Here is a 16,578-nt window from a genome sequence, read left to right as displayed (position 1 = left end):
TAACTACAAGTAAAAAAGACACTCTTTTATTTCCAAAAAAATAAAAAAGAGCCAACTTACTAAGTTGACTCCATTGAGCTTACTTCACAGAAGCTCTTTCTATAATACGAACACTTAATAATTCTGTTTTTTGAATATAATCCTTTCTTTGAATACGATCCACTAAACGATGCACTGCTTCCTTCCCCATACTTTCTTTTTGTACTTGCATCGTTGTCAGTGGCGGTTTCAACTTTGCAGCTAATGGTGTATCATCAAAGCCAGTCACACCTATATCTTCAGGAACTTTTATTCCTAAATTTGTTAATGCCTGTATAACAATAAAAGCATTAGAATCATTAGCACAAATCAAAACTTCAGGCAATTCTTTTGATTGAAGTCTTTTTTCTATCTCATCAGTTTGGTGATTGAGAACATATTTTTCAATATTATCTAAAAATGAATATCTTTGAATATAGGCATCATCATTAAATGTATTAATTACTTGATGATTCATCAAAGCTAATTTATATCCTAAAAAACGATCTTGAAAACTTAAAGAATAATCTAAATCACCAAAAAATCCTATTTTTCGATATCCTTTTTGTATAATATAATTTGTCATCATATAACCACCTTGTTTATTATGGGTTAATACACAATCCAAACTATCATACAATGATGTAAAATCAACCAAAACAATAGGTATTCCAGTTGTCTTTAATTTCCTTAAATTCATATCAGAAATCTTACCAACAATAATAATTCCAGCGACTTTTCTTTCCACAATACATTCCGGTATATTCATATATTGATCTTCAAAATAATTCATTATAGATGAATATCCCAAATTTTTAGCTTCTTCTACAATAGATTTTAAAACAATGGAATAAAAATGCCCTGTATCAGCATAATAACTCTGCATCAATATACAAATATTAGACCTTGAAAACACAGATAAATATTTCCTCTTTTCATTAATATAGCCCATTTCATCAGCTGTACGTAAAATTAATAAACGCATTTGATCACTCACACCTGGTTTATCATTTAAAGCAATGGATACAGCATTAATCGAAATATTCAATTTTTCAGCGATATCTCTCATTGTTACCTTCATCTTTAATTCCTCTTATTCTCATTATTATTTTCATTATATCTTTTTAAAAATATTTTATAATTGTTTTTATCTTTTATAGTATATCATTATCAAATAGAAAAAACCATGTCGTTATGATATGATGTCCGCCCTTAATAAAATACTGTTAAGGGCGGTTACCATATCAATTATAACATGGCTTTTTTATAATTCTTCTCCATTTGTTTCAATGACATGTTTGTACCAATCAAAAGATTTTTTCTTCATTCTTTTCATATCTTTTAAATCATTATTTTTACGATTGACATAAATCATCCCATATCTTTTATTCATATTAGCACGGCTGCTTAAAATATCAACTGGTCCCCAGACAAGATATCCTCGACAATCTACACCTTCTTCAACTGCTTTTTTCATTTCTTCAATATGCTTACGCATATAATCTATACGATAATCATCAATGATTTCACCATTTTCATTGATTTCATCATCACAACCAAAGCCATTTTCAACTACATAGATAGGCATTTCATAACGATCGTATAATTGACGTAAAGTAATTCTTAATCCAACAGGATCAATTGACCATCCAAAATCAGACATTTCCAAATATGGATTTTTCTTAATTACAACATCATTGACATTTGTTAAACTTTGTTCTCCATAATGAGAAATTGTAGACATATAGTAACTAATAGATAAATAATCAGTTTTTCCTAATTTTAAAATATCAAAATCACTATCAAGAATTTCAGGCATTGTTCCTTCATTTTTCATATTTGCATAGTAATAAGAATTATAATGTCCTCTTGCAAATACATCTAAGAAAACATAAGCTTCACTTTGTGCTTTCATACTTTCAAGTGTATCTAAAGGATGACAAGTTTCAGGATAACTTTGAACAACAGTTGCCATTCCCATGACTTTTCCACCTTTTTGGTGAATATAATCATTAACTAAGCTATGTGCAATTAATGTATTATGCATAATTTGATTATCAAATGTCTGAGGATTCGTTCCTTCAGGACAAATTCCTCCAAAAAACATTTTAGGTCCTTTTTGTAAGATACCATTTTGTTCATTAAAAATAATCCAATAATTAACTTTATCATTATATCGATCTACAATTTTTTTGCATAATTCTACAAAAATATCAACAACTTTTCTATTCGCAAAACCATTATATTTTTCTTGTAAATAAACTGGCATTTCAAAATGATATAAAGTTGGAATAGGTTCCATTCCTCTTTCTTTTAAGGCATCAATAAATTCATCATAAAATTGAAAACCTGCTTCATTATAAGTATTTTCATCACTCATCAATCTAGACCAGTCTATAGAAAAACGATAAGCATTAAATCCCATTTCTTGAAATAAATCAAAATCTTCTTTATATCTATGATAACTATCAATACCATCTTTAAAATCTGAGAAATCACCTGTTACAGTTAAATCACAGACAGCTGGAACTTTTCCTCCTTCCTGATAAGCTCCTTCACTTTGATGAGCAGTGACTGCCCCACCCCATAAAAAATCTTTTCTTAACATCATATTGACTCCTTCCATTCACTACAACCGACATTATCTCTTGTTCTTACTTGAAATACAATCATTTCTTACTTGAAAAAATAAACTTTTCACTTGAAAAATAATTTTGATTTTAAGAAAAAATTAATTTCAAAATAATTGAAAATCTCGTATTAAGGACTATAAATTTTAAGCTTATAGATAATAGATCATAAAATGGAAATCCATTGTTTCATGTTTAATATCCAATCCTTTATAACCATTATGAATGAAAAACTCACAACTTAGATATCCATCTAAAAATTCAATGATTACAATACAATCAGCATTCATAGAAGAAAAAAATAATTAATACAATATATTTAATTTATTTGTATGATAAAGCACTTTTTAAATATAAGAACATGAATTAAACATATATTACACTTATATTCAAGATAAATATCGAATTTTTCAAGTAAATATATGTTGTAACTTTATTTACGAATGATGATAATTGATATTAGAAAGGGAGGATTGAAAAGTAATGAATTTAAAAAGGAAATTATTAATAGGTTCTTTGACTTGTTTAATGACAATATCCAATACATGTATTGTACATGCTAAAGAACCTAACACCGGAAGAAATCTTGAACAAAGATTGTTAGAAGTAGTTGAAGATATGCCTAATATTCCCAGTAACTATAAATTAATTGATTGGGAAGACAGAGGAAAAAAATTAATTAAGTTTGTATTTGATCATACTGCTACTAACTTTGATGAAAATACTGAATTTTCAGTAAAAGATAATCGAAAATTTTCGACGATTTATCGTGATGATAAATATGGTGGATATATGATTCCAGCATTTTACGGAGAAAATAGACCTATTGTCGATAGAGAAATTAATGGAAAAATCCATGATGGTGAAGATGATCAAGAATCAATTTCTGTTACGAGTGCACTCATCTCTGCCTCACTATTAGGAATTGATATGAATAAAGAATTACCAGAAGAATTAAAAGGTAAGAGTACAATTGAAAATGGTTATGAAATTAATACATATTTAGATAATGAATTAAAATATTATTGGAATAAAGATGGCGTTATTACGAATGTGCCTAATGGTTCTGATAGTAAATTACAAAACACAGATGTTTCAAACGCATATGGTGATTTCTGGTATTTATTAATCGCTAATCAAAATTTCTTTAGACTATCTGAATTAAATCCTGAATGGCGACCAAAAGAAGTTAAAAAGATTCAAAAATCAATTGCTGATAAAATGGTTAAAATGATTGATGTATTAAAACAAAGAAGCGAAGAGACTGGTAAAGGTTTATTCGATATCCAATGCTTCGATTTTGAAAACATGAAAGCCGTTGAACCTGGATGGAGACAACCTGATGCTGCAGCTGGAACAGCAAGTATTCTTTATTATGCTTATAAAATATTTAAAGAAGATAAATATTTAACTTATGCCAAAGAATGTATGGATTATTTACAAGACTTAGAATCAAATCCATATTATGAAAATATGCTCATTGATGCTGTATACTTAGCTGCAATGATGAACGCTGAAGTAGGAACAAACTATGATATTTCTAAGTTTTGGAATTGGATTACAACAACTTCTCGTAGTTCTGTAAGAAATTGGGGAAGTGTTAATTATTCACAAGATGGAATAGATGTTTATGGAATGACTGGTGAACCTAATAACGGATATTCATATTTCTTTAATTCTATCTATCCATTAACATCCATTTTACCTGCTGCTAAATATGATCCAAGTTATGCAAGAATGGCAGGTAAATGGGCGATTAATATTGCTAATGCTTCAAAATATTTCTTACCTAGTGAATGGAGCGCTGAACATCAGACAGATGGCGAATTTAAAGGTCAATTAGAAGAAAGTGTTCTAGCATATGAATCACTTAGAAAAAATGATAAAGGGAAAAACTTTTATGCAACAGGAGATGCAAAACAAAATGCAACTGGAGGCTGGATGGCCGGAGAAAATACAACAAATTTTGGACTATATGGTGGTTTCTATACTGGTTTCTTAGGTGCATTAGTTGAAGAAACAAACGTTGAAGGTATTTTAAAATTAGATTGCAACAAAACAGATTACTATCAAAATAGTATGTATCAGACATATTTATATTACAATCCATTTATGGAAACTAAAGAAGTTGAAATAGATTTAGGAAACATATATTATGATATATATGATTCTGCTGCTGGAATGTATTTAGCTAAAAATGTTACAGGAAAACAAACATTTAAAATGTTAGCTGATTCCGCACGTGTTATTGTATTGACTGATCCAAATAGTACAGTAAAATATCAAGATAATACAACTTATATTAATGATAAGCTTGTTGCACATTCAGATGCCAAAATACTTGAAGATCAAGGAACTGAACTTATTACAAATATAAGCATCGAAGGACCTGATCAAATTACACAAAGAGGACAAATCGCTAAATATAATGCTGTTTTAACTCCAAGTGATAATATAATGGATCCAAGAATAATTTGGAGCATTACTGATGAAAATGGACAACCAACTGATAAAGCAGAGATATCAAAAGATGGTGTCGTTACCGTTAAAAAGAATGGTAAAATTAAAGTTATTGCAAATTCAATAGATGGTAGTGGTGTAAAAAGTGAAAAATTAGTTACAATTTCAGGACAAACATTAGCAAGTCTGTCCCAAGGAAAGACAACTAAAACATCTTCTGTCAACGATAATCATAATAATGGGGATTTAGCAGTTGATGGTGATGCTACAACACGTTGGATTGCTAATCCAAGTGAAGACCATCCATGGATTTATGTAGATTTGGGAACGACAGCAAAATTAGACTTGATTATTTTAAGTTGGGAAACTGCTCGTCCTCCAAAATATGAACTTCAAGTTTCATCTGATGCACAAGATTGGAGAACAATAGCTACTGTTGATGATGAAGGAAACTCTGAAAAAACTGTAAGATTTGAATTTAACGAAGAACAACCAGAAGGAAGATATGTCCGTATTTATACAAATCAAAAATCTAATTATGGGGCTTCATTATATGAATTTGATGTTTATGGAAAATACCACATTGCCGAACCTGTAGGTTCAATTGAAATAAATTCAGAGAATAATGTTGATACTATTACTACAAAAAATAAACCACTTCAACTATTTGCAACAGTGCAACCAGAAAATGCAACTGATAAAAGAGTTGAATGGTTTGTAACGACTGTTGATGGATCTGATACTGATTTAGCAGAGATTACTTCATCAGGAAAATTAATTCCTTTAAAAAATGGTATTGTAAGAGTCACTGCAAAAGCTGTTGATGGAAGCAATATAGAAGGATACATGGACATCATATTACAAAATCAAGACAAAGAGAATTTAGCATTAAATAAAGAAGTCTATGTTTCAAACTCTGAAGGTAGTAATCCAGGTCAAAATGCAGTTGACGGAGATACAAACACTCGATGGGCTGCAGGCGTACAAGATGACAATCAATGGATTACAGTTGATTTAGGTGATATATACAATATTAATAAAACTGTTTTATATTGGGAAAATTCATATTTAAGTGAATATAAAATCCAAGGATCAATGGATAATGTACATTTCCAGGATATTTACGTTCAAAATAATAGTCAAGGTGAAGTAGAAGAGATCGTCTTTGATGATACACCAACTAGATACGTAAGAATTCAAAGTATAAAAAGAGGTACAAATTATGGACCTTCTCTCTGGGAATTTCAATTATATGGAACATTATATGAAAAAACATATGTACAAGATATTGAAATTAGAACAGAAACTGGAAAAAATGAAATTAATACGAAAAACAAGCCATTGCAAATGAGTGCAATTATAAGTCCTGATGATGCAACTGTTAAAACTGTAGAATGGTCTGTTTACAATAAAGATGGTACTGAAACAGATTTAGCAACAATTACTGCTGATGGTAAACTTATTCCTAAAGAAAATGGAATTGTTAAAGTTGTTGCAAAAGCAACAGATGGAAGTCAAGTTGAAAAGAGTATTGAAATTAAAATAACTGGTCAAGATGCACAAAATATTGCTTTAAACAAAAATATAACTGCTACATCTGAAGATGGAGGTAATAAGGCAATAGATGCTATTGATGCAAACTACATCTCACGTTGGGCATCAAATGCAAACGACAACGAATCTATAACTATAGATTTAGGAAGCTTGTACTATGTCAATCAAGTTTCTTTAGCTTGGGAAGCTGCTTATGGTAAAGAATATAAGATTGAAGGATCACTAGATGGTAACGAATTTTTTGAGATTCAACATGTTACTGATGGTGATGGAGAGATAGACAATATTTATTTTGATAGCAAACTTTTACGTTATGTAAGAATGCAAGGAATTGAAAGAGCTACTCAATATGGATATTCTATTTATGAATTTGAAGTTTATGGAAAAGCTTTAAAAGAAGATTTACGTATTTTATATGATGCAGTCAAAGATACTGATGAAGCATTATATACACCAAAAAGCTTTGAAGCATTTAAAAAAGCTTTAGATACAGCAAAAGCTGTATTAGAAAAAGAAGAAGTCACTGAACAAGAAGTTAAAGAAGCTTATGATGCTTTAACAGCAGCTAATGAACAATTGCAATATAAAGCTGATAAAACATATTTAAAAACGCAATTGGATAAAGCTCATACTTTAAAAGAATCTGAATATACACCAAATAGCTATGCTCAGTTTAAAGAAGTATTATCCAATGCACAAAAAGTCTATGATAATGAAAATGCCACTCAAGAAGAAGTGCAAGAAGTAGAAAAAGCATTAAAAGATGCCATTGAAAACCTTGTATTAAAAGCTGATAAAACAGAATTAGGAAAATTAATCGAAAAAGCTAAAGGAATTAATTCCAAAGATTATACTCCTGAAACTTTCAAAGCATTGAATGAAGCAATTAGTATTGCACAAAAAGTTTATGATAATGAAAATGCTACTCAAAAAGAAGTACAGGAAGCAGAAAAGACATTAAAAAATGCCATTGAAAACCTTGTATTAAAAGCTAATAAAACAGACTTAGGAGATCTAATCAAGAAAGCTAAAGGACTCAACTCTAAAGATTATACTTCTGAAACTTTCAAAGCATTGAATGAAGCACTTAGCATTGCTCAAAAAGTTTATGATAATGAAAATGCTACTCAAAAAGAAGTACAGGAAGCAGAAAAGACATTAAAAGATACCATTGAAAACCTTGTACTAAAAGCCGATAAAACAGACTTAGGAGATCTAATCAAGAAAGCTAAAGGACTCAACTCTAAAGATTATACTCCTGAAACTTTCAAAGCATTGAATGAAGCACTTATCGAAGCTCAAAAAACTTACGATAATGAAAAGTCCACTCAAGAAGACGTTCAAAAGGTATATGTACAACTCAAAGATGCTTATGATGGTTTAAAGAAAGTTGAAGTTAATGAGTCTGGTAACCCTGCAATACCTTCCAATCCAAATGACTCAAACAAACCACTAAAACCTTCTGACTCTATTCAAACTGATAGTGAAAATCGTAATGTCAATGGAGATACAGTGGATACAAGTGATTCTTCAATCATTATCCCTGGTATAATTGCTATTGCAATTTCTGGACTTGTAATTCTAAAATTAAAAAGAAATAAAAAGGCATTTCTTAAAAATAAAGTATAAATAAAAAAATCACTTGTTAAAATTTAAATTTGGTTACTTTTGAACGATTGGCTTTTATGATAACTTGAAATTTCACATGTAAATTCTAGATTATTTTAGGATTCATATACTATGATTTTAAAAAAATTAAAAGTGATTACGTTGTATTGATAAAACGGTCTTCTTAGACCGTTTTTGATATTTCATATATGCTCTTTTATTTTTCTTAGCTTTCCAACTTTTCTTAAAAAATAGAATTTATTCATAAAATATACTCTAAACCATGACAGAAGAAACATTTATTTTCTTCATGACTAAAAAGTCTGATTATATTATTTAAAAACCTTTTATAAAAACAATGTATAAACTTTAAAAGATTACCATTACTTTTACAACAATGATTTTCAATCAATCAGTCTATTTTTCTTTATTGATTATATTTTCTTTTTAATGTTATAATCATAATTAGGATGTGATAAGATGAGTAAAACAACGATGAAAGATATTGCTGAAAAATTAAATATCTCTATTAATGCTGTTTCTTTAGCATTAAATGATAAAGAAGGTGTTTCTCAAGAATTAAGAATGCAGATTCTAGAATTAGCTGTAACAATGGGATATTCTCAAAAAAAATTAAATGCGAAATCAATACTGAAAAATAAAACTATCTGCGTTATGATTGAAAACAAGAAGAAAAATGATAAATATTATTATTTGGACATACTCCAAAACTTAAAAAAAGAAGCTAATATCTTTGGATATCGCATATTAGAGGAATATTATTCACTCGATCATTTTATCATCCCTCAATGTATTAGTGAACAACATATTGCTGGAATTATTATATTAGGAAAAATATCTCAAGAAATGATATATCAGCTTAAACTGTATACTCAACACATTCTTTGTGTCAATCATTCTATTCCCTATATGAATATAAATTATATTATTACAAATGATTTTTTAGGTGGCTATTTAAGTTGTGCTCATTTAATTAAACAAGGTTGTAGAAACATTGGATTTATCGGTGATATTGAAAAATCATCTAATTTCAAACAACGATTCTATGGATATAGACAATGTATGATTAATCACTTTCATCCTAAAAAATATGAACTTATATATTTAACAAAAGGTATTGAACAAGCTGTCTTAAATAATGATTATCAGTATATTCAAAAGATGCTATTAACTTATAGAAAAATGCCTGAAGCATTTGTTTGTGTAAATGATCGTAATGCTGCAATCGTCATAAAAGCTTTACAGTATAATGGATATAAAGTTCCTCAAAATATTAAAATCATTGGTTTTGATAACATGGAATTTTCTTCTCACATGACTCCATCACTTTCTACATTAGAAGTGAATAGACAAATCATTGCAAAAAAATCTATAAAAAGAATTCATGAAATGATTCATGAAAATACAATTCCTGAAACAATCATGTTATCACCATATATAATTGAAAGACAATCAACACAATAAACGAATAAAAAATCCTGAGTTTCAAAATTCAGGATTTTAACGCATATAATTAAACATTTTCCCATCATATTTTTCATTCAATGTCTGTTGACTGGTAAAAACACACGAAAAATTGTCATGAAAAACATGAAATGAATCCAATGGCTTGACTATGTCTAAGATTTTTTGATTGATTTCTTGAGATATACCAGTTTGCTGGCAAGCTTCACATTGCTCATCTGTTTTATAGAAAACATGAACTTGATCAAAAATAATTTTGATTTTCCATATATAAGGTCTATGAATATTTTGTATTTCTTTTTGTACCTGGTTTAAAATTCTTTTTCTTATTTCATCTTCCAATGTATCATAACTGATAATCGAAGGACACTTTGTAGATATATGATGTTTTTGACAAAGTAATAAGAATTGTTCACGAATTTTCTGTTGCTTTGTTTCATCAAAATTTATACCATTCTTCATTTTTTGTTGATCATCATGATTCCATAATATGAGTTTCAATCTGGATTGATTATCATGTGTCTGATCATAAATAAAATCATAAAGTTTTAATTGAAAAACCTGCTCAAACCATTGTTCAAATTCTAATAAAAATAAACTTTTCTGTTCTGGATGACACAGTAAATTGAATGCATGTTGATATTGTTGTTCATTTAAAAGCATAAAAACACCTCTTGTCTATTATACAACAAAGAGATGTTTTTATCTCGATTTTATTTATTTTTAGTCTAAACTCTTTGACATAATAACAAACAAATCTCTTAATTTTGAACATGATGATGAAACGTTGGAGAAGTTTCATCCAATACCTGAAAAACATATCCCTGCTCAATGAGATAATCTAAAATATCTGGCAGTGCCTTGACAGTATTTTCTTGTGTTCCACTATCATGCATCAAAAACATAATATCTTCTCGATTCCCAATTTCTTCAATAGCTTTCTTTTTAAGACCATCTACCGTTTTAATCCCTTCTCCATCACCATTAATAGAAGTCCAATCATAATATTGATATCCTAAATCAATAACCTTTTTTGTTAAACGTGTCATGATACCATCATTATATTTCTTAGAAACAAGATTACTGGAACCACCTGGAAAACGTATAAAATTCACATTCATTCCAATTTGTTGATAAACAACATCCTTAATTTTATTTAAATCACTTATATAATTTTTTAAAGAACTATAAATATATTCATAATCATGACTATATGTGTGCAATCCTATTGTATGCCCTTTTTGATATGCTTCTTTAATATAATGAAAATCTTTAGGAGAAGTTCCTGTCACAAAAAAAGTTGCTTTAATATGATATTGATCTAAAATTTCTAGAATTTCTTTGGTGTTTGATGATGGACCATCATCAAAGGTTAAATAGCACGTTTTCTTCCCATCACTTAAAGCTTCACGATTATCATATTGACTTAAAACTTCAATCTTTCTTATAAATGTATCCTCATTACCCGATTGATCCTTAACATGATAATAAACTTCATATTCTCCAATTTTACGAATATTCAGTTTAGAATCATCAATGGTTAATACTGGTGAATCATCATGATCATCTTTAACAATGACATCTTTTTTTAAATCAATTTCATCTCCAATCAATAATGTAATGGGTGTCAAACCACTCACTACTGGTGGCTGTTCATCTTTTGCCTGAACTTGTACATAGGCACTTTTCTCTGATTTATTTCCATAACTATCTTCCACAACAACTACAACTTTATAAGTTTTCACTTCATGAAAAGTATAATTTTGCTGAAAATAAACTTCTGTTTTAGAATCATCACGAATGTTTTTAACCAATTCTTTTGCAGATATTGTTTCATCTTTCAAAATTGTCTTATTTTGTGTTTCAAATTGTGGAGGTAACATATCATCAACATAAACAATTAAAGTAAAAACTTTTTGATGATAAGAATAGACTATTTTATATTGACCAAGTTGACTATTATCAACTTGATTATCAATCTTGATTTCATCTTCTTCGATATGTGAAAGTTTTTCAATATATTGTAGCGGTTCAACTTCCTGATATAACGCTAAATGAATTTCTTTATCCACAAAAGTTATACGTGGCTGTAAAAACAGATAAACAATTAAGACAATCAAACAAAATACAAAAGTATAAAAAAAGACTTTTTTCATATGTATCACCAAGATACTATATGAATGAAAAGTCTTTTTTAGTCCTCCTGTTGAAAATATTCTTCAATGATTTGTCTTTCACTAAAAGGTAATGGTTCTTCATCCAAAATCTGATAATCTTCATGCCCTTTTCCTAGACACAAAATAATATCATGAGCTTCAGCATGCTCAAGAGCATAATGAATGGCTTGTTGACGATCTTCTATAACAATATATTCCCCATTTTCTTTATTGATCCCCTCAATAATATCCTGACAGATTTTTTGTACTGATTCGCCACGTGGATTATCTGCTGTTAAAATAGAGAAAGCATGATATTTTGCGACAATTTCTCCAGCTCCATAACGTCTATGCACATCTCTATGTCCACCTAATCCATAGACACAATAAATACGGTGAGGATGATATTCACTCATAGTCGATAAGATACTATCAAAAGATAACGCATTATGTGCATAATCAATAAAAACTGTATATGGACGAGGAACTGGTACCATTTCTACACGTCCTTTTACACTGACTTGTTTTAAAGCTTCTTGGATATAAGGAACATCTATATCTAAAAGATGACATATCATAATTGCGACTAATGAATTATAGACACTAAATTTTCCAGGTGTATTCGTTTGAAATGATGCTGAAATAACACCATTTGTATCAAATGTCACACCTAATATATTATCTTGACGATAAAGATTGATGTTGCAAGCCTGTAAATCACTTTCCTGATCTATAGAATAAGTTTGAATCTGACAGTGAGCACGATCTATCATATCTAAATAATGTTCATCATCCTTGTTGAATAAACCAATGCGACACATTTGAAACAATTGTTTTTTACATGACATATAATGTTCAAAAGAGCGGTGCTCATTTTCACCAATATGATCAGGTGATAAATTCGTAAAAACACCTATATCAAAATCAATACCTGTTACACGGTCTAACATAAGTCCCTGTGATGAAACTTCCATAACACAATATTCACAACCTGCTTCCACCATTTCATGCATTAATTTTTGCAGTTCAAAAGATTCAGGTGTGGTATTCTTTGTTTTCCTAAATTCACCATTTACAATAGAACCAATTGTTCCAATAATGCCGACTTTTTTATGAGCTTTTTCTAAAATAGAAGCCACCATATAAGATGTTGTTGTTTTCCCTTTAGTTCCAGTAATCCCGATGACTTTCATTTGACGACTTGGATGATGAAAGAAAGCACAAGAAAGTAACGCTAAAGCCTTTCTTGCATTATCAACTAATAAATAAGTGATTCCTTCCTGATATTCCACTGGATGTTCAATCACAATAACCTTTGCACCTTTTTGAATAACCTGATCAATAAAAGAGTGTCCATCAACCTTTGCGCCAGGAATACAAACAAATAGACTGCCTGATTGAACTGTTCTGGAATCATAATCTATTTGTGAAACTTCTTCATCTAAATGTCCTTGAATGAACTGATAATTCATTTCATCTAGTAATTCATTTAATTTCATTTTCCTCACCATTCCTCATTTGATATCTATCTTTAAATTTGAGATATTTGTAAATCCCCATTTTTTATGTAATTTAATTTTCTAAATGCTTTATATATACTATAACAAACAACCATTGGCAAAACAACATCTATCAAAAACAGTGGTATCCAATAAGTTGTTGCCATGATTGAAAATGAATCCGTTAATCCTAATAATCCTGTTAGTCCCATAGCTGAACCTTGCACACTGCAACGTAAAGAAAAAAGCACTGAAATCATTCCACTTAACATACTGGCAAGTAGTGGTGGTATCCATATAACAGGTCGTTTGACAATATTTTTAAACTGTAAAAGACTTGTCCCTAAACCAATAGCCAAAACTTCACCAAAACGATTATCATTCATTGACATCACAGCAAATCCAATCATTTGACTACATACTCCAGCCAGTACAGCTCCTAAAACAACACCATTAAAATCAACCATTATACTTGTTAAAAGTAAAGATGAAAGTGGTGATGTTGTGATGACACCAGCTAATAAAGCAACTAGCATTCCCATTAAAACAGAAGGCATAGTCGCACATTGTTTCATTACACTATTGAGCCAGAAAGAAATTTGATGCATAAATGGTCCTATAAGCCAGACAACCAAACCAGCACAGCCAATTGACATAACTGGTACCAGCCAAATATCAAAAGGTGTTTTTCCCTGTACCAAACGCCCTACTTCAATTGCTAAAATGACAGCTATATAAGCTAACAATGGATTCCCCGTCGCAAGCGATATCTGACCACCATCTACAACAATTGTTCCGGCACCGATCGTTCCAGCCAGCAATGCCGTCAACAAATTCATCCCTCTAGCATCAATACATAAGCCCATTGCAATACCAATGGCAGGTCCCATTAAATAACCAAGCATGACTCCCCATTGATAAAGCATATTGATATGAATAGCCGTCCCAATCTGTTTCAAGATGATACCAAAGACCACACTCACAAAATAGCCATATGCCAATCCATTCAATGTTCTTACAATATAATTTTCATGTCTATTTCTTGCCATCCTGTTTTTCCTCTTTTCTTTGATGATTCATTAATGCAGGGAAAGCTTTCATAATACGACGCTCACTCATAGATTTATCATGTATCCATTGACGATAACTTGAGATATCATTTTCTTTCCATAAATCCATTAATTCATTAAAACTGTGTTTACTTTGTTCAACATCATCAATCAATTTTTGCATTGATGATTCTATATCCTTCATAAATTCATCTAAACGTTCATCCAAATGTGTTAATGATACGACTGTAAAAATAAGATCAATGATAAATATTGTCGTTAACATTGTTGCTATCACAACCAATGTAATTAAGCCATGTTGCATGATTTTTTCTAACAAATAAGGTTGAACAAATTTCACTGCAACAACACTAAAAACACCAAAAACTAAAAAACCTTCTAAACAAACTCTTCCATTAACATGAAAAGCTTTATCAGAATAATCCCACCATCTTCTATGATAAAGTTTCTCCATAGCCCATGATGTTATATATTCAATCACACAGGCCACAAATGCTCCTTCAATAAAAACAGATAAATAACTTTCATTAGCAGAAAATAAAAGAGAGACAGTGATGGCTCCAAAACCATATATTGGAACAATAGGTCCATTTAAAAAGCCACTATTTTTAATTCTATGACGCGTCATAATTGGACATATCAAAGATTCCCAAATCCATCCTGCAAAACCATATATATAAAAAGTTACAATATAAGCACTAATATATTTTTCCATAATAAACTCCTTATCTAGAAATATTATACTTCGTTTTTATGATTAAGCAAGAAAAAAACTGCTTACGCAGTTTCATTGATATTGAATATTTTGTTGTCTATTTAATGGGTAGATGGATAATTGTGAAGCAGAAACTTTATTTTTCATTTGAATACAATGAATTTGATTATTTTCATATGTCTTGTAATAATAAGCCCCTTCATTCATACTCATACAACAAGAATAAACCGTATAATCATCCTGATTTTGTGCTGTTTTCACTGAACCTTTGACCATTGCTACAGCATCTAAAATATGAAAAATCTGACTGATATTCTCTTCTTCTTTTTCACTCATCACAGCATTTTCCTTTAACCACAATGTTTTCACAAAACGTGAAGCAGGTGAAAAATCACCAGGAATACCGATTGTCCCAAATCCGTTTCCATAAGGCTTCAATGATTGATCCGTTAAATGATCTTGAGGATAAGACGATGTCAAATGCATATAGTTATGGACATTCCATTGATGATAAGGATAAGGTGGATTGTTGGTTAAAATATGAAAAGCATCTTGATAAACCTGCAATCCTGATTCTGTTGATTCCAGAATCAGACTCTCTTTTTGATCGGCAATGATCCAATGTAAAGGTGCTAAAGGTAATTTTTCGTGGAATGGAATATCCAAAAGATGAAAACGATCAATAACCTTTTTGACCTCTTGTACGCTTTGATATTGCCCTAAGATATAGGGAATGAGTTCATAAGGCGTTATATTGGTTTTGTTGGCCTGTTCAGGAAAATAACGAGCATTCCCTGGAAAATATAAGCCAGCCATGCATAATCCCTTTTCATTCATAGCTTCAGCATATAATGGATAATTTTCCACGACTGTTGCCATACCAATCATTGCATATTGATTTTTAAACAATGTTCCATTTTTTAATGGAAAAGAATAATGTCTTGGTGTCAATACAACCTGTTCACCAAATGTTGTTTCCAGATCTAAATTTCTACCAAAATACCCATTTAATTGAAATGCTGTACACATATCAAAATCACCTCATTACCATTATAGACCAATTTCTATCAAATAACAAAAAAACCTATATTGATATATAGGTTACATACATAATGGTGGAGCTTAGCGGGATCGAACCGCTGACCTCCTGCGTGCAAAGCAGGCGCTCTCCCAGCTGAGCTAAAGCCCCATTATTCAATTATACATGGTGGGCCTGAATGGACTTGAACCATCGACCTCACCCTTATCAGGGGTGCGCTCTAACCAGCTGAGCTACAGGCCCATGTATATATATAACAGTTATTAATGGTGGGCCTGAATGGACTTGAACCATCGACCTCACCCTTATCAGGGGTGCGCTCTAACCAGCTGAGCTACAGGCCC

Annotated in this window: 10 protein-coding genes and 3 tRNA genes; 2 read left to right on the top strand and 11 right to left on the bottom strand. The window is 30.4% G+C overall.

The window, feature by feature from the left end:
• Nucleotides 1–79: 79 nt before the first annotated feature.
• Entirely contained in the window at nt 80–1,099 is a 1,020-nt protein-coding gene (locus ACESR5_RS11565; RefSeq protein ID WP_373155913.1) for a LacI family DNA-binding transcriptional regulator, read from the bottom strand.
• 183 nt (nt 1,100–1,282) lie between these two features.
• Nucleotides 1,283–2,626, bottom strand: coding sequence for a glycoside hydrolase family 1 protein (locus ACESR5_RS11560; protein ID WP_373155911.1), 1,344 nt, complete (start codon nt 2,624–2,626; stop codon nt 1,283–1,285).
• 505 nt (nt 2,627–3,131) lie between these two features.
• Between ACESR5_RS11560 and ACESR5_RS11555 the strand changes: the two genes are divergently transcribed.
• The gene (locus ACESR5_RS11555) at nt 3,132–8,291 is read left to right on the top strand and encodes a discoidin domain-containing protein (RefSeq protein WP_373155909.1); all 5,160 of its coding nucleotides are present in this window, start codon (nt 3,132–3,134) and stop codon (nt 8,289–8,291) included.
• A gap of 459 nt (nt 8,292–8,750) precedes the next feature.
• Nucleotides 8,751–9,755: a LacI family DNA-binding transcriptional regulator gene (locus tag ACESR5_RS11550; RefSeq protein ID WP_373155907.1), complete on the top strand. Its 1,005-nt coding sequence runs from the start codon at nt 8,751–8,753 to the stop codon at nt 9,753–9,755.
• A gap of 36 nt (nt 9,756–9,791) precedes the next feature.
• Here the strand turns inward: ACESR5_RS11550 and ACESR5_RS11545 are convergent, their stop codons facing one another.
• The 9 genes from ACESR5_RS11545 to ACESR5_RS11505 form a co-directional block, all read right to left on the bottom strand.
• On the bottom strand, nt 9,792–10,418 hold the full coding sequence (locus ACESR5_RS11545; protein WP_373155904.1) for a hypothetical protein: 627 nt from the start codon (nt 10,416–10,418) through the stop codon (nt 9,792–9,794).
• 98 nt (nt 10,419–10,516) lie between these two features.
• Nucleotides 10,517–11,911 (bottom strand): polysaccharide deacetylase, encoded by a 1,395-nt coding sequence (locus ACESR5_RS11540; RefSeq protein WP_191493092.1) that lies wholly within the window; start codon nt 11,909–11,911, stop codon nt 10,517–10,519.
• A 38-nt stretch (nt 11,912–11,949) separates the two neighbouring features.
• Nucleotides 11,950–13,410 carry a UDP-N-acetylmuramoyl-L-alanyl-D-glutamate--2,6-diaminopimelate ligase gene (locus tag ACESR5_RS11535; RefSeq protein ID WP_087244809.1) on the bottom strand — a complete coding sequence of 487 codons (1,461 nt, stop codon included), beginning with the start codon at nt 13,408–13,410 and terminating at the stop codon, nt 11,950–11,952.
• 32 nt (nt 13,411–13,442) lie between these two features.
• The gene (locus ACESR5_RS11530; protein ID WP_373155901.1) at nt 13,443–14,459 is read right to left on the bottom strand and encodes a PTS sugar transporter subunit IIC; all 1,017 of its coding nucleotides are present in this window, start codon (nt 14,457–14,459) and stop codon (nt 13,443–13,445) included.
• Nucleotides 14,446–15,195 (bottom strand): putative ABC transporter permease, encoded by a 750-nt coding sequence (locus ACESR5_RS11525; protein ID WP_087244811.1) that lies wholly within the window; start codon nt 15,193–15,195, stop codon nt 14,446–14,448. The genes ACESR5_RS11530 and ACESR5_RS11525 overlap by 14 nt, the downstream gene beginning before the upstream one ends.
• Before the next feature lie 72 nt (nt 15,196–15,267).
• Entirely contained in the window at nt 15,268–16,224 is a 957-nt protein-coding gene (gene bsh / locus ACESR5_RS11520) for a choloylglycine hydrolase (protein WP_373155898.1), read from the bottom strand.
• A gap of 84 nt (nt 16,225–16,308) precedes the next feature.
• Nucleotides 16,309–16,384: transfer RNA gene (locus tag ACESR5_RS11515), tRNA-Ala, on the bottom strand.
• 16 nt (nt 16,385–16,400) lie between these two features.
• Nucleotides 16,401–16,477 (bottom strand) — tRNA-Ile (locus tag ACESR5_RS11510).
• Nucleotides 16,478–16,501: 24 nt separating this feature from the next.
• Nucleotides 16,502–16,578, bottom strand: a tRNA-Ile gene (locus ACESR5_RS11505).

This window comes from Clostridium sp. AUH-JLR23, assembly GCF_964238065.1.
In the GTDB taxonomy this organism is placed as follows: Bacteria; Bacillota_I; Bacilli_A; order Erysipelotrichales; family Coprobacillaceae; genus Allocoprobacillus; species Allocoprobacillus merdigallinarum.
Note: the sequence above shows the minus strand (reverse complement) of the source record. Positions and strands in the feature narration are given on the sequence as shown.

Coding starts and splice junctions, on each gene's coding strand:
- ACESR5_RS11565 (WP_373155913.1), bottom strand. CDS start 1,099: ATGAAGGTAACAATGAGAGATATCGCTGAAAAATTGAATATTTCGATT.
- ACESR5_RS11560 (WP_373155911.1), bottom strand. CDS start 2,626: ATGTTAAGAAAAGATTTTTTATGGGGTGGGGCAGTCACTGCTCATCAA.
- ACESR5_RS11555 (WP_373155909.1), top strand. CDS start 3,132: ATGAATTTAAAAAGGAAATTATTAATAGGTTCTTTGACTTGTTTAATG.
- ACESR5_RS11550 (WP_373155907.1), top strand. CDS start 8,751: ATGAGTAAAACAACGATGAAAGATATTGCTGAAAAATTAAATATCTCT.
- ACESR5_RS11545 (WP_373155904.1), bottom strand. CDS start 10,418: ATGCTTTTAAATGAACAACAATATCAACATGCATTCAATTTACTGTGT.
- ACESR5_RS11540 (WP_191493092.1), bottom strand. CDS start 11,911: ATGAAAAAAGTCTTTTTTTATACTTTTGTATTTTGTTTGATTGTCTTA.
- ACESR5_RS11535 (WP_087244809.1), bottom strand. CDS start 13,410: ATGAAATTAAATGAATTACTAGATGAAATGAATTATCAGTTCATTCAA.
- ACESR5_RS11530 (WP_373155901.1), bottom strand. CDS start 14,459: ATGGCAAGAAATAGACATGAAAATTATATTGTAAGAACATTGAATGGA.
- ACESR5_RS11525 (WP_087244811.1), bottom strand. CDS start 15,195: ATGGAAAAATATATTAGTGCTTATATTGTAACTTTTTATATATATGGT.
- bsh (WP_373155898.1), bottom strand. CDS start 16,224: ATGTGTACAGCATTTCAATTAAATGGGTATTTTGGTAGAAATTTAGAT.